The following is a 24356-nucleotide window of genomic DNA, read 5'->3' as shown; positions in this document are numbered from 1 at the left end:
CTCCATATCTTGAAACTTATGGGAAAAGTGGTATTCTCCGCCATTTTCTTTTATCTTCTCCCTCATAGAGATTATTACATTTTGTAAAATATCTGTTCCTATATGGGGTTTAGAGTCATACATTATCTCTTTTGGTGCACCATGTTCTCTAAAAATCTTTAGTACTTCTCTGACCCTCTTATCTTTAGACCTTGCTGTAAGTTTTCCATCAGAAAATGTACCTGCTCCACCTTCTCCAAATTGAATATTTGAATTTACATTTAGTTCCCCGGTCTCTAAATATTTTTCAATAGCTTTAATTCTATCTTCAACGGGTTCACCTTGCTCGTAGACATTTACCTTTACTCCATAGCTGCTCAAAATATACGCACAAAATAAACCTGCCGGTCCGCTTCCTACTATAGCAACTTTCTTAGGCGGATTTTTTACTTGTATCTCGAAATTTTCCTCACTGTATCTTTCAGCGCCTTTTATTTTGCCAAGTTCTCCATCAGAAATCTCAACATCAACCAAAACTTGAAAGTTATAACTTATGCCTTTTCTTGCATCAATTGACTTTCGATAAATTTCCCAATTGAAATTATCTCTTTTCAAAATCTTTTTAAGCTTTTGATACAATTTCCCCGAGTCATCACTCTGTAAACTTATATTTTTTATAATAATCATAAAATCTCCAAAAAAATAGTAGCTTTCGCTACTACTTTATAATCTAATACTAATTCTTTTAAATACATTTTATAGTGATTTCTTGTAAATCTCAAGCACATCTTCAACATTTAACTGTTGAAATCCGTCTATAGGTCCGCCAACATGTTTAATTGTATTTTCTGCCATTTCTTTTAAGTGTTCATCATCTATGCCAACTTCTCTCAAAGTCATTGGAATCCCAAGTCCAACAAAGAAATCATGTAAAGCCGCTATACCTTTTTTAGCAACTTCCATTTCATCTTCTCCATCTATCGCAAAAACTTCTCTGGCAAATCTTGCCACCTTTAATTTTGTATTGTCATTTAAAATATGTTCAAGCCATCTTGGAGTTAAAATTGCAAGCCCCACACCGTGAGTTATGTCATAATAAGCTGACAACTCATGTTCCATAGCATGAACGCTCCAGTCAGTAACCTTCCCTGACTCCAATAAGCCATTAATTGCCCAAGTGTTTGTCCACATTAAATTTGCTCTCGCCTCATAATTTTGAGGGTCTTCCATGGCAATTTTTGCATACTTAACACAAGTTTTTAAAATCCCTTCAGCAAAACTATCTTGTAAATAACAATCGTCATATGTTGTAAAATAATTTTCCATTGTATGACTCATGATGTCCGCAACTCCAGCGGCAGTATGCCATTTATTTACAGAATATGTGTGTTCAGGATTTAAAATTGAAAACTTGGGTCTTACTAACGCACTTCCCCAATCAAGCTTTTCTCTAGTTTCAAGATTTGTTATAACAGACCCTGCATCCATTTCAGAACCCGTTGCAGAAAGTGTCAAAACAACGCCCAGTGGTAATGCCTCCCTTACTTTGTGCTTTTTAATCACTATGTCCCACGCATCAGCATCAGTCTTAGCAGCTGCAACTATTAACTTAGAACAATCTACTACAGAACCCCCGCCAACTGCAAGCACAAAATCTATGTCATTTTCTTTTATTATTTTAGCTCCTTCTCTTGCAGAATCAACTCTTGGGTTTGGCTCAATCCCTGATAATTCGAAAAATTCTATATTCCCTTCTTTAAGAACTCTTACCACATTGTCATAGATTCCATTCTTCTTAATGCTTCCTCCCCCATAAGCGAGTAGAACCTTTGAACCATACTTTCTTATTTCTTTAGCCAAATTATTTAATTGCTCTCTACCAAACAATATTTTTGTCGGATTGTAAAATATAAAATCTTCCATAACTAACTCCTTTTTGATTTAATCTTGCTATAATTATGCCCTTAAATCTACATTTTAAATCGTAGCTCTAAGGGCATATCATTATTTATTTAATTTCTCCAATGCTTCCCACATTCCATTTAAATAGGTAACACCTAAAGCTCTATCATATAATCCATAACCGGCTCTGCCTTTTTCTCCCCAAATCATTCTTCCATGGTCCGGTCTTATATACCCATCAAAATCTATATCATGAAAAGCTTTCATTATTTCAAACATATCTAAACTACCCGCTGAACTCAAATGTGCTGACTCATAAAAATTTCTATCTCCCAAAAATTTTATATTCCTAACATGTGCACAGCCTATTTTGTCTCTTTTCCCAAATTCTCTTATAATTTCAGGTAAGTTATTATTCGGATTCGAACCTAGAGAACCCGTACATATACATAGCGTATTTGATGGAGAATCCACCAAATTAACAATTTTTTCTAACTGTTCCGGTGTATGCGTTATTCTAGGAATTCCAAACACAGGCCAAGCCGGATCATCTGGATGTACAGCCATTTTAACTCCATATTTCTCACAAGTTGGTATTATACCTTCTAAAAAATATTTATAATTTTCTAAAAGCTTTGATTCATCAATATCTTTATAAATTTCTAAAACTCGGTTTAACTCCTGTAACCTTTCCGGTTCCCAGCCCGGAAGTGAAAACCCATTTGCATTTTTTAAAGTATTTTCTACTAACTGCTGAGGAGTTAACCCTTCAAGGTCTTTTTCGTCATATGATAGTGTGTTAGAACCGTCAAATAAGACTTTTCCCAAGTCAGTTTTTAACCAATCGAATACCGGCATAAAGTTATATACTATTACTTTAACTCCGCACTCAGCAACATTTTTGATAGATTTTTTGTAGTTTTCTATATACTTATCTCTAGTATCCAGACCCATCTTTATATCTTCATGCACATTAATACTTTCTATAACTTCGACTTCTAATCCTACACTATTAACTTTTTCAACTAAAGATTTAAAAACATCTTTATCCCAAACTTCCCCTGCTTCAAAATTGTCCATCATAACCATTATCCCTGAACAACCAGGAATTTGTTTTATATATTCTAAAGGTATAGGATCTGAATCTCCATACCATCTAAAAGTCATCTTCATTTTTTCACCTACAAATATTTTTTAAGAGTCTCTCTGACTGCACCTTTTTCAACTAACATTTCTTCTAAGTACTTTAAAATTATAGTATCCATATTTAAGTCTACCAAATCCACTCCAAAAATCATTTTATCTTTAAGCAAATTTATTAATTTATCAGTCTTTTCAAATTTACCTATACATAAATCTTCTACAGAGTCCTTTAAAACTTTCATCATAGGATCAGGGGAAAGTTCAAATTCATTTCCATTGTCATCTTGTCCTATCAAATATCTAAGCCATCCTGCAATAGCCAATGGAATATATTTTAAATCTTCTACAGACTTAGTATCATCTTCTACATATTTTTTAATTGTTTCTCCAAATCTGATAGGAATTTTTTGTGATGTATCGGTTGCTATTCTTTGTGGTGTATCCGGAATATATTTATTTGGAAACCTTTCATTTATTACTTCGTCAATAAATGCTTTTGGATCTAATATTTTCGGGTCTACTACAACCGGAAGAGCTTCTTCATATCCTATTTTTTCTATTAGTTTTCTAAGTTGCTCATCTTTCATCTCATCCGATATACTTGTGTATCCTAATATACAACCGTAGACAGCTAGTGTTGTATGAAGTGGATTTAAACAAGTAGTAACTTTCATCGTTTCAACCTTGTTTACAGTTTCTCTATCACTCATATAAACACCTACTTTTTCAAATGAAGGTCTTCCATTTTTAAAGTCATCTTCAATCACTAAATACTCAGATTCTTCAGAATTTACAAACGGCGCTATATATGTTTTCTTAGAAGTTACTACTATATCCATATTCTCAAAACTTTTACTTTGCAAATATTTCTCTATCTCTTCAGCCGGCCTTGGAGTTATTTTATCTATCATACTCCATGGATATGAGACTCTATCTTCTATATACGTTATAAACTCATCTTCTACTTTGCCACGTTTATTCCATTCTTTAGCAATAGAACTTACAGCAACTTTCAGCTTATCTCCATTTTTTGAACAATTGTCTAAACTAAGTAAAGTTATAGGACTATTAGAATTTTTATATCTCAAATACAAAAGATAAGTTACATAGCTCATAAGATGTTTTGCTTCTTCAATGTCATTTTCTATGTCATTTTTGACTACTTCTATAAATTCTCCATTAGACTTGTTAATTACATATCCTTTTTCTGTAATTGTAAAAGATATAATTTGCAAATTTTTGTTTAATGCTATCTCTTCTATTCTTTGTTTACCATTTTGAAGTATAAGCGCTTCGGCCAAGTTTGCTATAAGATCTTCATTAAATTTTCCATCCTTATCTAAGGTCACAGAAATTGCTAAGTTATTAAATGGTTTATATATTTTTTCTATTATCTCATCATCAAAACTTTCAACTACAGATATTCCTCTATCATAGATTCCCTTATTTAACATGTCTTGATTTATTCTGGCAATATATCCTCTAAAAATATTTCCTGAACCAAATGCCAACCACTTAGGGTCAACCAAAGAATCTTTTCTTAACTTTTCTATATCATAGTTGACATTAGTAAAATACTTCTCTAAATTTTTTAATTCTTGTATTTTAAGCTTCATTTTAAATCCTCACACAAATTTAAACTTCATTTTCCAAAACTACATATATTTATCAAGTTATATCAATCAAATGTCAACACTACTTTTATTGCATCTGTATCCGGATCCATAAATGTTTCAAATGCTTCTTTATAATTTTCAGCAGGAAATATATGCGTTACATACTTATCAATTAAATCTGTTTTCTCATGAAGATATGAAACTACATTATCAAATTTTTCATATTGTAACCTTGTTCCTAAAACACCTATTTCTTTTTTATTTAGAGTTTTATAATTCAATGGAATATCTTTATCTCCAAATGCAAGAGGTACAAATCTAGCTGCCGGTGAAAGATACCCAATTCCTTCCTCTATAACAGACTGCACTCCTGTGCCATCAAAAAACACATTTATTCCTTCCCCATGTGTCAGTTCATCTATAACTTCTCCTAAATTATCTATTGATGGATTAACTATATTTTCAATTCCCATTTCTCTTGCTGCTTTTACTCTCTTAGGATTAATCTCTGATACAATTACATTAGCACCTCTCATCTTAGCAACTTCATGTGCTAAAATCCCCATAGGACCCGCTCCTGTTATCAGAACCCAATCTCCTTCTTGAACACTTGCTCTACTATTACATTGTTCTCCTATAGTAAAAGGTTCTGCTACAGCAGCTTGAGCAAAAGTTAAAGAATCATCAACTTTATGCCACTTTGACTGATCTGTTACCATGTATTCACAAAATCCACCATCTCTGTGTACTCCATAAACCTCTAAACTCTTGCATACATTGTGTCTGCCGTGAGTACAAGCATAACATTCTCCACAAAATTCAATTGGTTCAAGCACTACCTTATCCCCAACTTTTAAAGAATCAACTTTTTCTCCTATCTCTATTATTTCGCCACTAACTTCATGTCCAATAATTCTCGGGTATGTTGCAAATGGATTAGCTCCTTTGTAAATTCCAACATCAGAACCGCAAATTCCAAAAGCTCTAACTTTAACTAAAACCTGCTCCGGCTTAGTAATTTTAGGTGTTTCTAGTTCTATCATTTCTATTTCATATGGTTTTTTTATTTGTATAGCTTTCATTTTTTCTCCTTAAATTATTTCATTAAACTTGGTAGTAGAGTTGTTATGCTAGGTACATAAGACACTAACAACAAAACAATCCCTAAAACTATTAAAAATGGTGTATTAGCTTTAATTGCTTTCCCGGTTGGAATCTTTCCTATTTGCGCAGCCGTTGTCAAACACAACCCTACCGGAGGTGTTACTAAACCTATCATCAAATTCAAAATAGCCATTATTGAAAAATGGATAGGATCCATTCCAACTTGAGTTGCAACAGGTAAAAGTACCGGAATCATTATTATTATGGCAGCTATTGACTCCATAAACATGCCAGTAAACAATAATACAATGTTCATAATTAATATTACCATTATTTTGTTATCAGTAATTCCAAGAATACCTGAAGCTATTGTTTGAGGAACTCTTTGGCTGGTTAAAATCCAAGCGAATAAATTTGCTATTCCAACCAATATAATTACAGAACCTGAAGCAATAATAGTTTCTTTAAATATATTTTTAATATCTTTAATTTTGATTTCTCTATACACGAAAATCCCAACTATAAATGCATATAGTACAGTTACTATAGAAGCCTCTGTTGGAGTGAAAATACCGCTAAGTATTCCAACCATTAATATAACCGGCATCAATAACGCCCAAATAACGTCTTTTATTATAGCTATTTTCTTAGCAAAATCTACTTTTTGATGCTTTGGATAATTTCTTCTTTTTGAAATTATATAAGTTGGAAGTATAAAACCTATCCCCAACAATATCCCCGGTAAAATTCCACCAACAAACAACTTAGCTATTGATAAGTTAGTTAGAGTTCCCGCTATAACCATTGGCACTGACGGAGGTATTATGGGCCCTACAACAGATGTAGATGCTGTTATAGCTACTGCAAAGTCAGTATCATATCCCTCATCTTCCATTGCCGGAATTAACATGGAACCAAGGGAAGCGACATCAGCTAAAGCCGTCCCTGATATGCCTGCAAATAAAACAGAAGCTAGGATATTTATATATGCTAATGCTCCTCTTACATGCCCTACAAATACATTACAAAAAGCTACTATTCTCTTTGTTATACCACCGGTATTCATCAAATTACCCGCTAATATAAATGACGGAATACATACCATTGTAAAAGAATCCATTCCGGCATACATCTTTTCAGCAACTATATTAAAAGGTATACCTTCAAGGACTAAGTAAACCAGTGCCGACACACCTAATGAAAATGCTATCGGAACTTTTATAAATAATAAAAATATAAAAACTGCAAACATTATTAAAATACTATCCATATTACTTCACTTCCTTCACATCTTCAGTATTTTCTGATTTAGTAAATGTCTTGATAAAATTAAAAACACTATAAAATATAGTCCCTATTGCAAACAATATTATTGTTGAATGGTGAATATACATAGGCCATTGTAGCGCTGGAGAAACTGATCTTTTACCTATCAGCATAAATCTCCAACCGCTTATTAAAACAACAACCGTAAAAATAAACACACAGATATTTCCTGTTATATCCATTACATTTTTAGTTTTTTCATTAAATTTGTCGTAAATTAAATCTACATCTGCATAAGATTTGTATTTATATGATAAAGGGGCTCCAAAACTAATTATAAAAACAAAGAAAAATCTTGATAGCTCTTCCGTCCAACTCAAAGTTAAGGAAGGCATATATCTAGCTGCAATTTGCATCAATACAACTATAATTAGACAAAAATAGCAAATAGTGCTACTTACAGACAATAATAAATCAATATATTTGTCTATTTTTTTCATTTTATTTCCTCCTAAAATACTAAAGAAAACAGCAATGCTGTTTTCCCTAATACACCTATTTACATGGATTCTCCTAATTTAACAATTTCTTGATAAACTTCATATGCAGTAGGATCCAAGTATCCTTTTATTGCTGGTTCCATTGCTTTTCTAAATTCTTCTTTATTTACATTTTCATTTATTTCCATACCAGCTTCGATTAATTTTTGTTTATATTCATCTTTAGTTGCGAAATAAAGTTCGTTTATAAATTCTTGAGCTTCTGCTGCAGCTTCTGTAACTTGAGCTTGCATATCTTCCGGTAGGTCGTTGAATTGTTTAGTGCCTACAGCAAAGAATAAGTAGCCTACAACGTGTTCAGTTTCATTTGCATATTTTTGAACTTCATAGAAACTTGAGTTGTAAATCATATCATATGGGTTTTCTTGAGCTTCAATAACACCTTGGTTTAAAGCTGTGAACACTTCGTTTAGAGCCATAACATTTACGTTAGCTCCTACAGCTTCCCAACATTTAATTGCAAGAGGTGTGTTAGATAATCTTAGTTTGATTCCTCTTGCTTCTTCCGGGGTTGTAATTGGCTTGTTAGAAGTTAAGTTACGAGGTGATCTTAGTTGATACATTAAAGGTTTGAATCCGGCTTCTTCAATTTGAGTTTTAATTTTTTGTCCGCTTTCAGATTCTAAAACCTTTTGAATGTGAGCTTCATTCTTATATGCGTATGGAGCTGCCATTAAGTCTGCTAATGGTGCCCAGTTCGACATAGATTCACCAGTGATTGTCATATCAACTGTACCTGATAAGATACCGTTTAAAGCTTCCATTTCAGAACCTAATTCTGAGTTTGGATAGATGTCGATAACTAATCTTCCGCCAGTTTTTTCTTCAACTAATTTCTTGAATTCTTTAGCTCCCACATTCCAGTTGTGATCTTCTGTTACGATATCACTCAATTTCCAAACTATAGGTTTTTCAGCTGTTACTTCCGCTTTTCCTGCACTGTCTTTTTCTTTTGCACATGCTACTAATGACATTACCATTAATAAACTCATTAGTAATAAACCGATTTTTTTCATTTTTACGCCTCCTATGATTGCTTTTTATTTATAATTTTCATTTTTCTAAAAATGTAAAATTATCAAATTGATTTTTGTTCTCTTATCTTTGAACCCTTCCTGAAGCATCTCCTCCAACAAGAGTTTCAACTTCTTCTCTTGACATCATGTTAAAGTCACCCTTTATAGTGTGTTTAAGCGCTGATGCTGCAACAGCAAATTCTAATGCTTCCTTAGTTGATTTTCCATCCAATAAGCCTGTTATAAGTCCTGCTGCGAATGAATCTCCTCCACCTACTCTGTCTACAATTCTCACGTCGTATTTTCTTGAGTGGTAGAATTCTTTTCCATCATATATTGCAGCACTCCATCCATTGTCTGATGCTGAATAAGATTCTCTCAAAGAACTAACTACATACTTAAAACCAAACTCTTCCATCATTTCTTTGAATATAGTTTCGTATGATGACACATCCAATTTACCACTGTTTACATCCAATCCCTTTGGAGTGAATCCTAAGCATAGAGATGCATCTTCTTCATTTCCTATACATACATCTACATATTCCATAAGCTCTCTCATTACTGATTGAGCTTGTTTAGGAGTCCACAGCTTCTTTCTATAGTTTAAGTCTATACTCAGGGTTGCTCCGGCTGCTTTAGCCGCTTTCATAGCTGCTTTTGTTATCTCTGCTCCATTTTTAGATATAGCCGGTGTTATACCTGATGTATGAAACCATTTACAATCTTTAAATATTTCTTCAAAGTCAAAATCTTCTACTTTGGCTTCTGCTATGGCACTCTTAGCTCTATCATAAATTACTTTTGAAGGTCTCGCTGATGCGCCTGTTTCTGAATAGTAAATTCCTACTCTATCTCCGCCTCTAACTATATAGTCAGTGTTAACTCCATATCTTCTTAGAGCATTCACTGCAGATTGTCCAATTTCATGCTTTGGTAATTTCGAAACAAAGTGTGTATCAAATCCATAATTCGCAAGTGAAACTGCTACGTTTGCTTCTCCTCCACCATATATAGCGTCAAAGCTCTCTGCTTGCACAAATCTTTCAAATCCCGGTGTTGAAAGTCTTAACATTATTTCTCCAAGTGTCACTACTTTAATCATTTTCTCACCTCTTGTATTTTTGCTATATACTGTTTAGATTTTTCAGTAATTTCTTCTCTAGTTCCCTTTACAAGTGCTGAACCAACTCCAACTGCGAAAACTCCAGCCTTGAACCAGTCTTGTACATTGTCTATATCTACTCCACCTGTAGGCATTAGGTTTACATATGGCATTGGTCCGTGTACAGCTTTTATGTAGCTATGTCCTGTCAATGAGCCTGGGAATACTTTTATAACATCCACACCAATTTCAAGCGCTGTAACTATTTCAGTTGGAGTTACACACCCCGGAATGTAAGGTATTTGATATCGATTGCATAAAACTGCAACATCCTTGTCAAACGCTGGAGAAACTATGAATTTCGCTCCATTCATTATTGCAAGTCTTGCTGTTGTAACGTCTAATACAGTCCCTGCTCCAAGAATAACTTCTTCAGGTAACTCTTCCCTTAATTCTCTAAACACTTCTAATGCATTTGGTATTGTAAATGTTATCTCTATAGCATTTACTCCGCCATCTATACAACCCTTAGAAAATTCTATAGCTTCTTTGGCATCTTTCGCTCTAACTACAGCTACAATACCAATTTCTTTTATTCTACTTAAAGTTTCTAATTTTGACATTTTACCTTCCCTTTCATTCCGTATTATGAAACACTATACTGTTTTATGAAACTAAATATAGTTTAAATGAAAATGTTTTTACTGTCAACGGAATTAATATATTTTTTTAATTTTGATTTAATTATTCCTTAGTGTTAGAATAAAATAGGTGATTATTATGGAAGAAAAAATACAATCTATTGAACGTGCTTTTAAAATTCTTGAAAGTTTCCCTAGATATCCTAATGGAATAGGGTTAACTGAGCTTGCACATGAAGTTGGATTACATAAATCTACAGTGCACAGATTTCTAAACACTCTTTTGGCATTGGGATATATTGAACAATATGAAAATAATAAATACAATCTTACTTATAAAATGTATAATGTCGGTTCATCTAAATTACAAAACTTAGATTTATTGCATGTTTCACAAAATGAAATAGAATTTCTTAGTAAGAAAGTTAATGAAGTTGTTCATTTAGTAATACAAGATGGAATTTATGTTGTCTATATAAATAAAATTGAAGCTGACAACCCTATAACCATGGGTTCTAAAATCGGTCGCCGCGGTCCGCTTGTCAATACGTCTGTTGGTAAGGCAATCCTTTCAAATATGACTAACGAAGAAGTCTACTCAATATTTAATAACTCTATAAAATCTAATTTGATACCAAAAGATAGTAGCTTCGACAAATTCATAGCTGAAATAGAAGAAACCAGAAGGACAAAGATTGCCTTAGACGATGAAGAAAATGAAGATGGAATTTGCTGTGTCGGTACTACTATATATGGCTTAAACGGAAAAATTGAAGGTGCTATATCTATAACAGGACCTACAGAACGTATGAAAGATAAGATGAAATACGGATTGAAAAACGATCTCTTGCGTTCAGCCGAGATAATATCTGCCCAAATGGGATTTGTATTTAATTAATAAAAGGTGTCTAGTCAAATTAAGTTATAATGACTAAACACCTTTTTCCCTTTTATAAATATTTAATTTTTATTTTTTACTCGCTCTCTAAAGTCACTTGGATTTGTATGATAATATTTTTTAAAATTTCTATTATATGTCCTGCTATTGTCATATCCAACTTCTTCAGATATTTCTGTAATAGATTTATCAGTATCGATTAACATTTGCACTGATTTGTTTACTCTTACATAATTCAAAAAACAATTAAAGTTCTTCTCCACCAAAAACTTTAAATGGTAGTTTATTTCCAATGCACTTATGCCAAATTTATCAGCCACATCTTTTATATTCAAATCTAAATCGTAATTGTTATATATATAATCAACAATTTTATATGAAACAGGACTTTCCTTTATCTTACAAATTGTATTCACCTTTTTATAAGTTTTCTTATATTCACTTATATTTATATCTGTTTTTGAATTAAATACTTTTGATACATAGGATGAATCTGCATACCTTAAAAAAGTTGAAATTTCATCTAAGGTCATATCCGTATACAACAAAAAATTTTGTATTCTTGCAATCTTCATTTGAAAAACTAAATCTGAATAATTATATCCCGTCATCTTCATTATATAGTTGCTTATACTCGAAGGACTCATAAAAAATATTTTAGAAAGCTCTTTTAAAGTTATATTTTGCCTTAAATTCATGTAGATATATTGGATTATGTGACTATAATTTTCTTCACTTTCTAACTCTTTTTTTGTCTTTTGCATAGTCTGCCTTAAAAAGAAAGATATAAGTTCTAAAATTTGTGAACTAACATATACTCCTGTAAAATTATTTTTAGGTTTAACCTGAAAGTTTAATGATTCTGTACCCAACTCATCTTTTAATTTTTCAAAAATATTAACTACCTGCTCAAATTTTTTATCATCACAATTCACAATATTACTAACTGATATAAGTTTAATCAAATTTATGTCTTCATTGTAAAAATTCATATGTATTTTTATAAGTTCATTAAACAATTCAAAATTGAAAACAACCAAACAATACACTAATGGTTTCTCTACTTTTATTATTGTCGTGTATTGATATGGCAAAATAAAAACAAGAGAGTTTTTCTCAACATCATATATTCTGCCTTGTATATTGATTTCCGCCTTGCCATCAAGTATTATCCAAAACCTTGATTGCTGATGTAAAATGGCATCTGTGGGTTCTGAAACAAGTTCCACATTACAAGAGCATATTGAAGTCACATCATACGGAGAACATTGATTTGTTTGTAATGAAAATTTTTCATCAAAAGACTTACTCACTTTATCACACCCTAAGATAGCTAATTACAAATTTATATAATAATCTTATATTTTATTTAATAAAATACAAGACAATTTATACTCACAATTATGTAAAATTCACATAAGAGTTTAATTCTATTGATATTAATTATACATTTTGTTATTCTTAATTTAAAGATTAAGCTTAGTCAAACACAAAAATTAAAATATTGAGAGGAGAGATTTAATTGAAGATTAAAACTAAATATATAGACTTAGAAACTATGTCCAACTACATAAAGGAAGTTGGGGTTGAATCTATTATGGAAAAACTTATTCCATATTTAGAAGAAGACTATGGCAATTGGGAAGATTTTGCAAAAATTCCTAGACCTACACACCATTCTCCTGTTGGCGTAAACGAATTAATGCCTGTAGGCAATCAGGAAACGTTTACTTGCAAATATGTAAATGGTCATCCGGACAATCCTAAAGATAATCTACTTACTGTTGTAGCTATAGGCTTATTGGCTGAAGTTTCAAGTGGATATCCTCTTCTTTTGTGTGAAATGACTTTGCTTACAGCTATAAGAACTGCAACTAACTCAGTTATGGCTGCAAAATATTTAGCAAAAGAAAATCCTAAAAAAATGGCTCTTATAGGTAATGGATGTCAAAGCGACTTCCAAGCTATAGCTTTCCACAAATTACTAGGCATAGAAGAAATAAATTGTTACGATGTTGATGAAGCTGCAACTGATAGACTTATATCAAACCTTTCTAAATACAAAAATTTGAAAGTGGTTAAATGTAGCAATACAAAAGAAGCTTGTAAGGGCGTTGATATAGTAACAACTGTTACAGCAGACAAGAAATTCTCAATCATACTTACAAAAGATATGATAGAGCCGGGAATGCATATAAACTGCGTTGGTGGAGATTGCCCAGGAAAGACAGAACTAGAATCTGATATTCTATTCATGGGGGATGTTTATGTAGAATTTGAACCTCAAAGCAGAATAGAAGGCGAAATTCAACATATGTCAGATGATTTTAAAGTAACTGAAATTGCTGAAGTTATAAAATCTCAAAAACGTATTGATAGAAAAGAAGATGATATTACAATCTTCGACTCAGTTGGATTTGCGCTTGAAGACTTCTCCATTTTAAGATTGATTTATCAATTAGCTAAAGACAATAATATTGGTACTGAAGAAGTTTTAGTCCCACTTATTGATAATCCTAAAGACTTATATAGCTTAATTAAATAATTATATTAATGTTGCTAATGCATAAATTTGCTTACTATTTGCTAATTTAAGTAATAGCTGTAAATTTACTTTTCTGTAGAAATAGCTTAAAGGTAGTATCTCAGCCTATTTTCACTGAGACACTACCTTTATTTTTATTGTAAATAGAATATATTGACTACATAAATATACTTGGATTTATTGCCTTAGGTATACCTAAAAATACATCTGGTAAGAATGCTATTAATAACAACACTAATAATGATACTAAAAAGTATGGCAATACTCCTTTAAAAGATTCTTCTATTGATAAATTAGCTATTGAACCTGCTATCAAAAGACATAATCCATACGGTGGAGTAACCAATCCTAAAGCAAGTGTTATTATAATTACTATACCTAAATGAATAGGGTCTATACCCATCGCAGTAGCTGTTGGTAATATTACTGGCACAAAAAGAACCATTGCTGGTACCGCATCCATAAATGTACCAATAAATAAGAAAAATAATATTACCATTATCATAAATACAGTAGAACCACCTGTTACCCCACTAAATAGAGTTGCTATCTTAGATGATATTCCATAATATCCCAATAATTCGCCTAATGCGTTTGCAGTAGATAATGCAAATAGTGATAAACAACTTAATTTTAATGTATCTATTAGTATCTCCGGCAAATCTTTTAATACTATTGTTTTATAATAAAAAAGGCCTATAACTAATGCATATAATGATGCAAAAGCTGCTGCTTCAGTTGGAGTATATGTTCCTGTTACTATTCCACCTATTATTATAACTGGTGTTAGTAATGCCGGAAAACTTTCTTTAAATAATTGTACTTGATCCTTAAATGATACCTTCTCACTATGTTCAAAATTTTTCTTTGTAGCTTGTTTATATACCACTACCATCATCATTAATCCTATCAAAATCCCTGGTAAAATTCCGACAAAAAATAACCCACTTGTTGAAACATTAGCTATACCTGCATACACAACCATAGTTATACTTGGAGGAATTATACTTCCTAATGTTGAAGAAGCTGCCGTTACTCCAACAGATGTAGCTTTATCATAGCCATTGTTTTCCATTTGTGGAATTAATATTTTCCCTACTCCAGCAGTATCTGCTTGAGAAGAACCTGAAACACCAGCAAAAATCATTGATACCAATATATTTGCATGAGCCAATCCACCTCTAATATGTCCTACAAGTGCAATACAAAATTTTATTAGCTTTTCAGAAATCAAGCCTTGATTCATTATATTTGCAGCTAAAATAAACAGCGGTATTGCCAATAGAACAAACGAATCCATACCAGTAAACATTCGCATAAATACTACTATCCCACCTAAATCAGGTATCATTATAACTCCAAACAACGCAACTATTCCTATTGCAAATGATATTGGAATTCCTACAAATATTAAAAATAAAAATAATACTACTAAAAGAGCTTGTATCATCTCAATTCCCCCTAATGTTATTGATAGACTGTAAAATATGTTCTAGAGAATAGACTATTATACTAAACCCTAATATCGGCAGTGAAATCCACATATATCCCATTTTTACAAAATTAAGTGAAGTAAGTCTATAATTCCAAAATTGTTTAGTTATAATTGCTCCATAATAAAATATTGCTGCTCCAAAAAATAAAATATTTAATTTTATAAAAATATTTAAGTATTCTTTCTTTTTACCAGATAGTTTGTCTAATAACATTTCAAATGAAAAGTGTTTATCTTCTGAAACCATATATCCAGCTCCCATCATTATTGACCATATGAAAGAATAAGTTGCTACTTCTCCAGTCCAAACTACTGTTATTTTTGTATATCTAGAAATAATTTGAAGTAATATTGCTATAAAAAATATAGTTGTACTAGCTCCTCCTAGATATAACTGAATTTTTTTAATGCTCCAGTTAATTGTTTCATAATTTTCCTTTCATTTAAATTTAAGTATGGATGTATTTATCCATACTTAAATTCATAATTTTATTTTCTTATTAGTTCTATTAACTCTTGTAAATTATTGTCTTCAATAAATTTATCTTGTATAGGCACTGCTATAGCTTTAAATTTTTCTTTATCTACTTCGTTAATTTCTCCACCATCTTCTAGTATTTTTGCTTTAGATAAATCTAACATTTCATATGTTTTTGTTCTTTCTTCAAGTACTGATGCTTCAGCAGCTTTATTTATCCATTCTTTTTCTTCCTCTGTAAAATTGTCATAGTTTTTTCCATTCATCAATAGTAACCTTGTTGTATAGTCATGTTCTGTTGTTGATGTATATTTACCATTTTTAGTCTTATGGTGTTCTTGTTGACTCATATTTGTCATATCATTTTCTGCCGCATCAGCTGTACCTGTATTTAAAGCTTGATAAAGTTCCGCCCAACCAACATTTATAGGATTTGCTCCTGCATTTTTCCAAAACTCTTGTTGTACTGGAGATTGTTGTAATCTTATATTTAATCCTTTTACATCTTCTGGTACTGTTATTGGTTTTTTACCATAATAATTTCTAACTCCTGATGAGTAATATCCTATAACCTTAAATTCGTTATTAGTTTTTTCAGTTATAATATCCTTCATCTTGTTACCAAATTCTCCATCTATTTTTGATTCCCAATCTTCAAAACTATCAAATAAGTATAATAATGATAATAAATCAAATTCTTTTACACCTGTTGATGACATAAATCCCGGTGACGCTACTACTACATCAACTGAATCAGTTGATAATTTCATAGCTAATTCATTTTCATTTGTTCCCAAAGTTCCAGCAAAAACTTCTGCTTCCATCTTTCCACCAGAAACTTCCTTTAATGTTTCTGCAAACTTTTGTAATCCAAATTGGTATGGATTGTCTAGAGAAGTTTGATTATGTGCTAATCTTAACTTTTTCACTTCTTGTGCACTTGCTGTTTTTTCCTCTTGAGGTTTATTTTCTGTTTTTGCATTATTACATCCAACTAACAAAATTCCTACAACTAATAATATTGCTAAATTAAGTATTTTTTTCATAATTCCTCCTATTTGTTTAACTCTTCTTTTATCCTACTCCATATTTCAGGCACTACAGGTATCCCATTTTTTAAATTCTCTTGTCTAATAGAATACTCTAGTTCTCCAGGATAAAAAGCTTTAACTCCCTTATTAAACTGCTCACTGTCATTTATAGACTTCAATACATTATCTATAATTCTCTCTTTTCCTTCATTTCCTATCACCTTGTTAGGGTCAATAGCTATAAATATTTGACTGAGTCCATATTCATCTTCACATTTTTCACCTATATCTGTTACCGAATTTCCATTTGACAATATAGCTGCTATTAAATCTAAAACTATTGATAATCCTGACCCTTTCCAAAAGCCTATAGGTAAAACTAATTTGGATTCTTCTATTTCCCCAGGGTTTTTAGTCAACTCTAAATCACTATTATACCCTCCATATATCGGCAATTCTTTGTCGTTTAATCTATATTCTTCTAGTTTTCCATATGAAAATTGAGCCATTGCACAATCTATTACTATGTGTTTTCCATTTTCTCGTGGAACTGATAGTATAAAAGGGTTATTACCAATATTGTTACCTATTGTTCCCCACGCAGGCATATTAGGCATAGTATTTGTCCAACATATACCAATTTTACCTCTATCTGCAGCTTGCCAACCGTATGCTCCCCCTCTCATCCAGTGATTAGTATTAGACATTGCAACTATGCCTACTCCATTTTCTTCAGATATATCTATAGCTCTATCCATAGCTAACTTAGCATTGCTATTTCCCATAGCTAAGCTACCATCCCATTGTTCTAAACTTCCTATTTTATTCTTTATTTTAGGCATTGCATTGGGATCAATATAACCTTTTTCAATATAGTCTATCACCCTTGGAAATCTATTTACTCCATGTGTGTATACTCCATCTAAACTATTTTGCGCAAATAATTCTCCACTTATTTGTGCTGTTTCTTTACTAAATCCTTTTTTCTCTAGTATTGAAACAAAAACATCTACCATTTCATGATAATCAACTCTATTTTCCATTTATTTCTCCTTGTTATACATTTTACTAACAAATTTATCTAAATTTATTGCTTGCTCCAAATTAGCAGAACTTTTAGCCATTCCTAATAACTCATAAACCACTTCTTGTTCATATGGCATCGCTACATTTTCTGGAACATCAAATTCATAACATTTTCTATCTCCGTTTTTTTCAACTGTAAAATTATTCCCAGGCAATCCAGCAAATTCAATTCTTCCTTCATCACCTATCAATTCAACTAAGTCCACATCTTTATCTGCCACATAACACCATGAACCTGAGCCATACACCTGCCCATATAATTTGGAATTACATTTGAAATTTGCTAATACTATATCATCTACTTCATAATATTTTCCTATATTATCAACTATTCCATCCATTTCAGATATATCACCTACAATATACTGAATAATATCAAGTATATGTAAAGCCATATCAATGAATTTACCACCTCCCGATATTTCTTTGTTAAGCCTCCAAGGTAAAGTTTCTTTATTTTTTTCAACTTCTTCTATAGGTTGTTGTTGAGTAACTTTTATCATTCTAAGTTTACCTATCTCTCCAGACTCTATTAACTCTTTAATCTGTTTATACTTTTCTTGACCTCTTCTATAAAAAGCTACATATAGTTTCAAATTTTTCTCATTGGCCAATTTACATATTTCCATCGTCTCTTCATGAGATAAAGAAATAGGCTTTTCTACATACACATGTTTGCCTTTATTTAATGCCTTTATAGCACATTCTTTATGAAATTTTGGAGGTGTAGCTATATAGACAATATCTATTGCATCACTATCTAGCAACTCATCTATGCTATTAAATACAAACTCTATATTATGTCTACTAGCATAAGATTGAGCTTTCATTATGTCTACATCATAAACTCCATATAATCTTGAGTGTTCAGCTTTGTATAGTCCTGGTCCACTTTTTACTTCCGTTACTTGACCACAGCCTATCATTCCCCAATTAATATTTTTATCCATAAGCATCCCTTTCACAATATTCCTTTGATATCGATTTCATACTTTTGGTAACTGTTATAATAAACTTACCATTATATTTATAATCTTTATTTATATCTACTAGGTTTTTAAATAAATTTTATATTAAATATACTTTAAGTTTCACTATACAAAACTTAATATTGTTTCGTGAAACTACTTATAGTTTAAATGAAAATGTTTTTACTGTCAACTTTCTATTATTATTTTAATTGTAAATTTTTTAAACCACATAATTTAAAAACACTAAAGGCAGTGTCATAGAAAAAATTCCTACACACTGCCTCTATTTTCTCTCTATTTATTTTTCTTCGATTAGTGCTATTAATTGTCCGCTTATTACACTTTCGCCTTCTTTCACTAAAATCTTGCCTATTTTTCCGCTTTTAGTTGCATTTATATTGGTTTCCATCTTCATAGCTTCCACAACCATTAACGGTTGAGATTCTCTTACTGTTTCATCTTCTCTTACTAGGATTTTAACTATTGTCCCGGGAATTGATGAACCAACTTCAGAATTATCTTCATCAGCTGCCATTCTAATCTCTTCAGATTTCACACTTGTATTTGATCTTTTCGTCTTATCTTCTATTTCTATAGAGCGACGTAATCCATTTATTTCGAATGTTAAGCTACACCTTCCATCTTCTTTTATTTTTCCAATTTCAACAAGAGTTACTATTAAATTCTTACCTTCATCAACAGATATTTCTGCAGTCTCACCTTCCATTAGTCCATGGAAAAATACATCTGACCCCATTCTCCAAAGTTGTTTATACTCATCAAAATGTTTTGCATACTCCTTAAAAACTTTAGGATATAGAGAGTAGGATATTAAATCTTTTTCAGTTGGTTCTCTTCTAAATATCTTCTTTAACTCTTCCCTATCTTTTTCGTAATCTTCGTCTTCTAATAACAGACCTGGTCTTACAGTAATTGCCTCTTCATCTTTTAAAACTATCTTTTGTAGTTTCTCAGGAAATCCTCCATAAGGTTGGCCCATCATTCCCTTGAAATAAGTGACTACTGAATCCGGATAATCTAAATTTGCTCCTTTTTCATAAATATTTTCCGGGGTTAGATTGTTTTGAACCATAAAAATTGACATATCTCCAACCATTTTTGATGATGGAGTAACTTTTATAATATCTCCAACCATTTGGTTCACTTCTCTATACATTTCTTTAACTTCATTAAATTTATGTCCCAACCCAAAACTTTCAACTTGTGGTTTTAAGTTTGAATATTGTCCACCAGGAATTTCATATTTATAGATTTCAGTAGTGCCACTCTTTAGTTCAGATTCAAAGTTTGAATAAACCGGTCTTACAGCTGACCAATAATTTGATATTTCATTTACTCTGTCCAAACTTATGCCTGTGTTTCTGTTCGTATTTTCAAGAGCCGCTACAACAGAATTCAGGGCCGGTTGAGAAGTTAGTCCACTCATTGAATCAATTGCCGTATCTACTATATCAACTCCTGTTTCAGCAGCCATTAGTATTGTAGCCACTCCATTTCCTGTTGTGTCATGGGTATGCAGATGAATTGGTATAGAAATTTCATCTTTTAAGGCCTTTATAAGTTTTTTAGCTGCATAAGGTTTTAAAAGACCGCTCATATCTTTTATTCCAAGTATGTGACATCCAGTTTTTTCAATTTCTTTTGCCAAATCAACATAGTACTTTAAAGAATATTTGTCACGAGTTTCATCTAAAATATCCCCTGTGTAACACATAGTTCCTTCGGCAAGCTTGCCAGTTGCAAGAGTTTCATCTATAGCAAGTCTCATGCCGTCCAGCCAGTTAAGTGAATCGAAGATACGGAACACATCCACTCCTGTCTCAGCAGACTCTCTGATAAATTTCTTAACTACATTGTCAGGATAGTTTTTATATCCTACTGTATTATTTCCGCGAATTAACATTTGCATCAATAAATTAGGCATTTTCCCACGTAAAAGTTCCAATCTCTTCCATGGGTCTTCGTGTAAAAATCTGTACGCCACATCAAAAGTTGCTCCGCCCCACATTTCAACACTAAATAATTCTTTCATGTTATAATTTGTGGCTTCAGCAATCTTCAACATATCTTTTGTTCTCATCTTGGTTGCCATAAGAGATTGATGTGCATCTCTCATTGTAGTATCTGTTAGAAGTAATCTATCCTGTTTTAAAACCCAATCAGATAAACCTTTAGCTCCAAGTTGCTCAAGTAGTTGCTTTGTACCTTCTAAATTTTTTCTTTCAAATTTAGGAACAACTGGCACGTCAAATGTATTTTTATCATTAACTACAATATTTCCAATGTAATTCATTAGATGTAGTTCTGAGTCAGACTTCGGTTTAATATCAAACAACTCCGGATGATCTGAAATAAATCCTGTATCACAACTTCCATCTCTAAATTCTTCTGTATTCAATACATTTAATAAAAATCCAATATTTGTTTTTACTCCACCAACTTTAAGTTCTCTTATTGAACGTACTGCTTTATTTACAGTATCATTCCAACTTCTTCCATGAGTAATTACTTTTACCAATAAAGAGTCGTAATACGGACTTATCACTGCACCTTGGAATCCATTCCCCCCATCAAGCCTTACTCCAAATCCTGAACTTGACCTATATAAAGTTATCTGCCCAGTGTCTGGAGCAAAATTATTTAAGGGGTCTTCAGTTGTCACACGACATTGAATTGAATACCCATTCGATTTAATAGACTCTTGTCCTTTTATATCTATTTCTCGGCTACCTAGTTCATAACCTTGAGCTATCAAAATTTGAGCCTGTATTATATCTATCCCTGTAACCATTTCTGTTACTGTGTGTTCAACTTGTATTCTTGGATTTACTTCTATAAAATAATGTTTGTAATTTTTATCTACTAAAAATTCTACAGTTCCCGCTGATCTATATCCTAAACTCTTAGTAATCTTAAGAGCATCTTCGCATATTTTATCTCTAAGCTCTTTAGGCAGTGAAAAAGCCGGTGTATACTCTATGACTTTTTGATGTCTTCTTTGTATTGAACAATCTCTTTCATATAGATGAACTATATTTCCATATAAGTCTCCCAAAATTTGAACTTCTATATGCTTTGGTCTTTCTAAATATTTTTCTATAAACATTGAGTCGTTTCCAAATGCCTTTTTAGCTTCACTCTTAGCCTCATGGAAATTATTTAAAAGCTCTTCCTCATTGTTTACAACACGCATTCCTCTTCCTCCACCACCGGCAGCTGCTTTAATCATCACAGGATAACCTGCTTTTTCTGCAAACTCTAACGCTTCAGAGTCAGATTTTATAGGAGATTCAACTCCTGGGATAGTATCAACTCCAGCTTCATGAGCAACTATCTTAGAAGATATCTTATCCCCCAACTTTTGCATGATTTCAGGAGTAGGTCCAATAAAAGTAATTCCCGCTTCTTCACATTTTTGTGCAAACTCAGGATTTTCAGATAAAAATCCATATCCTGGGTGAATAGCATCCACTCCCTTATTAAGGGCAAGTTTTATTATTTCATCTATATCTAAGTACGCATCAATTGGAGATTTATTTTTCCCTATTAAATATGCTTCATCCGCTTTAGTCCTAAACAGCGAAAGACTATCTTCTTTAGAATATATTGCTACCGAACGAATTCCCAACTCTCTACAAGCTCTAAAAACACGGATTGCAATTTCACCACGATTGGCAACAAGTATACGTTTGAACTTTTTAATTACCATTTTCTTCTCCCTATAATTATATTAATTAATCTATTCTTATTATATTTTAAAGACTATTATATATCTTCTGATTACTTATTAAAAGCCTTAGCTATAAAAAAATAAACTTTCATTTCGAAATAAAAGTTTATTTTCTATTGACCACATAGCTAAGCTATTATAATTTTAATTTTTCAACCTATATCTATATACTTGATCCCCAAATTATTCTGCAACTTCAACAAGTCCATAAGGTAACATTTTTTCATCATCAATATAAAAACCATTTCTAATATTATTTTTATTTTTAATTTCTTTTAAGCAAGCAAGTACACCTTTATATCCTCCAAGATAAATGTAATTTCTATCTGATTCTATCAAATGATTTATAGAATCTTTAATTTTGTTTAAATTTTCTACAACATCTTTTGTATCAGCATACTTTATTTTTAAATTTTTTATATATTCAATTCTTGTATCTATTTCTTTATAATATCTCATCAGTTTTTCTTTTGTTTCTGTAAAAGTTTCATCCAAGTTTTCTTTTAATTGATTTTTTAACTCATTTTTTTTAATTATAATATTTACTGAAATATTAGTGTCTGACTTTAACATTTCAATTCCTATTGATGGGAAAAATTCATCATATTTTGGAATTTTATTTACTTTACTTGTATCTTTTGAATTTTCATAAAGATATTGAAATTTCATTAAATTTTTTAATACTAGTTGTTCTTTATCTATCAAAACATCACTAAAAATTATATTTCTTCTAAATGAATTTTCAACATTTGTCTTCAACAACAAACTCCCCTTCAATGATGATGCCGGAATATAATATGAATTTGCTTTTTTAAAATCTTCATTGATTTTACCAATTCTATTTTCATAACTAAAGAAAGTATAAATTATACTAAATTTGTCAGAACAAGTTTTTTTATAATCCATGCCTTTATAAAGTGCCGAATGGTTTCTACTCGATAAAATTACAGGTGATACCGTCTTAAGTTTAAGCTCCACATCATACCTCCATCGCTTCAAGATAAGAATTCCCAAATATAATAGCATTCTTATACAATAAATTATATTTATTATGTATACTCTTAACTAATTCAAATTCATCCTTTGCTTCATTATTTTTGGAAATAATGCTTCCTGGTCTTATAAAGCATATTGCTTTCTCTATATTATTCTCTATATCATATGGTTTTCTATCTGATACGTGAATATTTATAAATGAATTTTCAGTATCTATTTTATTAAACTCTGGTAGTAACATACCTAGATTTATATAAGTTTTAGATTTACTCATTCTAGCATTATCATCTATTTTCTTAATGCCATATACTTTAAATGTATTTAATCCTGAACTCGCTTTACCCCCTAAATAGGTTATATTTTCTCCACTTGCTATATCTTTTTCCATTTTACCTATTGCTTCTTTAAGTAAACTATTTTCTTCTACTTTTACAAAAAAACTAAAATCTTCTTGCTCTTTTTCTCTACAAACTAAAGTTATTATGTCTAAAGAATATGATACATTTGGAAGTCCTGGTAAATTTCTAGTCTGACTTTCTATTCTAAATTTTTGAATAAATTCATGTTTAATTTCTAAAAAGTCTATTTTCTCCATACTTGTTTTACTTAATTTCATATTATTCTTTAATAAATTCAATAATTCTTCTTTTCTTATAAAATTAATACTTTTTAATATTTTGTATGTGCTTTTTTCAATATCATATTTATCTGTTATATATTCTATTGGAAACGGATAATATCCATCTGGCATTAAACTTGACACCATACATTTC

General features: G+C 31.4%; 21 protein-coding genes. 2 read left to right on the top strand and 19 right to left on the bottom strand.

What is annotated here, in order from left to right; genetic code table 11:
* The 10 genes from SOR77_RS02910 to SOR77_RS02865 all read right to left on the bottom strand — a co-directional run.
* Positions 1-666 (bottom strand): NAD(P)-binding protein (locus SOR77_RS02910; RefSeq protein WP_320635693.1); only part of this gene is annotated, 666 nt, incomplete at its 3' end.
* A gap of 69 nt (positions 667-735) precedes the next feature.
* On the bottom strand, positions 736-1902 hold the full coding sequence (locus SOR77_RS02905) for an iron-containing alcohol dehydrogenase (protein ID WP_320635692.1): 1167 nt from the start codon (positions 1900-1902) through the stop codon (positions 736-738).
* Positions 1903-1983: 81 nt separating this feature from the next.
* The gene (gene uxuA, locus SOR77_RS02900; protein ID WP_320635691.1) at positions 1984-3054 is read right to left on the bottom strand and encodes a mannonate dehydratase; all 1071 of its coding nucleotides are present in this window, start codon (positions 3052-3054) and stop codon (positions 1984-1986) included.
* Positions 3055-3062: 8 nt separating this feature from the next.
* A complete protein-coding gene (locus tag SOR77_RS02895; protein ID WP_320635690.1) occupies positions 3063-4640 on the bottom strand; it encodes a mannitol dehydrogenase family protein in 1578 nt (525 codons plus the stop codon).
* Positions 4641-4702: 62 nt separating this feature from the next.
* Positions 4703-5722, bottom strand: coding sequence for a zinc-binding alcohol dehydrogenase family protein (locus SOR77_RS02890; protein WP_320635689.1), 1020 nt, complete (start codon positions 5720-5722; stop codon positions 4703-4705).
* Positions 5723-5736: 14 nt separating this feature from the next.
* Positions 5737-7014, bottom strand: a complete 1278-nt coding sequence (locus tag SOR77_RS02885; RefSeq protein WP_320635688.1) for a TRAP transporter large permease — start codon at positions 7012-7014, stop codon at positions 5737-5739.
* A gap of 1 nt (position 7015) precedes the next feature.
* The gene (locus tag SOR77_RS02880) at positions 7016-7510 is read right to left on the bottom strand and encodes a TRAP transporter small permease (protein WP_320635687.1); all 495 of its coding nucleotides are present in this window, start codon (positions 7508-7510) and stop codon (positions 7016-7018) included.
* Positions 7511-7569: 59 nt separating this feature from the next.
* Entirely contained in the window at positions 7570-8586 is a 1017-nt protein-coding gene (locus SOR77_RS02875; RefSeq protein WP_004820542.1) for a TRAP transporter substrate-binding protein, read from the bottom strand.
* Between the two features lie 82 nt (positions 8587-8668).
* On the bottom strand, positions 8669-9691 hold the full coding sequence (locus SOR77_RS02870; RefSeq protein ID WP_320635686.1) for a sugar kinase: 1023 nt from the start codon (positions 9689-9691) through the stop codon (positions 8669-8671).
* Positions 9688-10314 (bottom strand): bifunctional 2-keto-4-hydroxyglutarate aldolase/2-keto-3-deoxy-6-phosphogluconate aldolase, encoded by a 627-nt coding sequence (locus SOR77_RS02865; protein ID WP_320635685.1) that lies wholly within the window; start codon positions 10312-10314, stop codon positions 9688-9690. The genes SOR77_RS02870 and SOR77_RS02865 overlap by 4 nt, the downstream gene beginning before the upstream one ends.
* Positions 10315-10471: 157 nt before the next feature.
* On the opposite strand from SOR77_RS02865, the gene SOR77_RS02860 reads away from it, so the two are divergent.
* Entirely contained in the window at positions 10472-11230 is a 759-nt protein-coding gene (locus tag SOR77_RS02860; RefSeq protein ID WP_320635684.1) for an IclR family transcriptional regulator, read from the top strand.
* Between the two features lie 62 nt (positions 11231-11292).
* Here SOR77_RS02860 and SOR77_RS02855 read toward each other — a convergent pair whose 3' ends face one another.
* Positions 11293-12543: an AraC family transcriptional regulator gene (locus tag SOR77_RS02855; RefSeq protein WP_320635683.1), complete on the bottom strand. Its 1251-nt coding sequence runs from the start codon at positions 12541-12543 to the stop codon at positions 11293-11295.
* 209 nt (positions 12544-12752) lie between these two features.
* Between SOR77_RS02855 and SOR77_RS02850 the strand changes: the two genes are divergently transcribed.
* Entirely contained in the window at positions 12753-13775 is a 1023-nt protein-coding gene (locus SOR77_RS02850; protein WP_320635682.1) for an ornithine cyclodeaminase, read from the top strand.
* Between the two features lie 157 nt (positions 13776-13932).
* Here the strand turns inward: SOR77_RS02850 and SOR77_RS02845 are convergent, their stop codons facing one another.
* The 8 genes from SOR77_RS02845 to SOR77_RS02810 form a co-directional block, all read right to left on the bottom strand.
* A complete protein-coding gene (locus SOR77_RS02845; protein WP_320635681.1) occupies positions 13933-15225 on the bottom strand; it encodes a TRAP transporter large permease in 1293 nt (430 codons plus the stop codon).
* Position 15226: 1 nt separating this feature from the next.
* Positions 15227-15622, bottom strand: a complete 396-nt coding sequence (locus SOR77_RS02840) for a TRAP transporter small permease (RefSeq protein WP_320635695.1) — start codon at positions 15620-15622, stop codon at positions 15227-15229.
* A gap of 137 nt (positions 15623-15759) precedes the next feature.
* On the bottom strand, positions 15760-16794 hold the full coding sequence (locus SOR77_RS02835; RefSeq protein ID WP_320635680.1) for a TRAP transporter substrate-binding protein: 1035 nt from the start codon (positions 16792-16794) through the stop codon (positions 15760-15762).
* 8 nt (positions 16795-16802) lie between these two features.
* The gene (yiaK, locus tag SOR77_RS02830; RefSeq protein ID WP_320635679.1) at positions 16803-17822 is read right to left on the bottom strand and encodes a 3-dehydro-L-gulonate 2-dehydrogenase; all 1020 of its coding nucleotides are present in this window, start codon (positions 17820-17822) and stop codon (positions 16803-16805) included.
* Positions 17823-18815, bottom strand: coding sequence for a Gfo/Idh/MocA family oxidoreductase (locus SOR77_RS02825; protein ID WP_320635678.1), 993 nt, complete (start codon positions 18813-18815; stop codon positions 17823-17825). It lies immediately after the preceding gene.
* A 319-nt stretch (positions 18816-19134) separates the two neighbouring features.
* Positions 19135-22560 carry a pyruvate carboxylase gene (locus tag SOR77_RS02820; RefSeq protein ID WP_320635694.1) on the bottom strand — a complete coding sequence of 1142 codons (3426 nt, stop codon included), beginning with the start codon at positions 22558-22560 and terminating at the stop codon, positions 19135-19137.
* Between the two features lie 210 nt (positions 22561-22770).
* Positions 22771-23565, bottom strand: coding sequence for a hypothetical protein (locus tag SOR77_RS02815; RefSeq protein WP_320635677.1), 795 nt, complete (start codon positions 23563-23565; stop codon positions 22771-22773).
* A gap of 1 nt (position 23566) precedes the next feature.
* Positions 23567-24356 (bottom strand): hypothetical protein (locus tag SOR77_RS02810; protein WP_320635676.1); only part of this gene is annotated, 790 nt, incomplete at its 5' end.

Origin of the sequence: Peptoniphilus sp. (assembly GCF_034090345.1) — a bacterium.
GTDB lineage: Bacteria > Bacillota > Clostridia > Tissierellales > Peptoniphilaceae > Peptoniphilus.
Note: the sequence above shows the minus strand (reverse complement) of the source record. Positions and strands in the feature narration are given on the sequence as shown.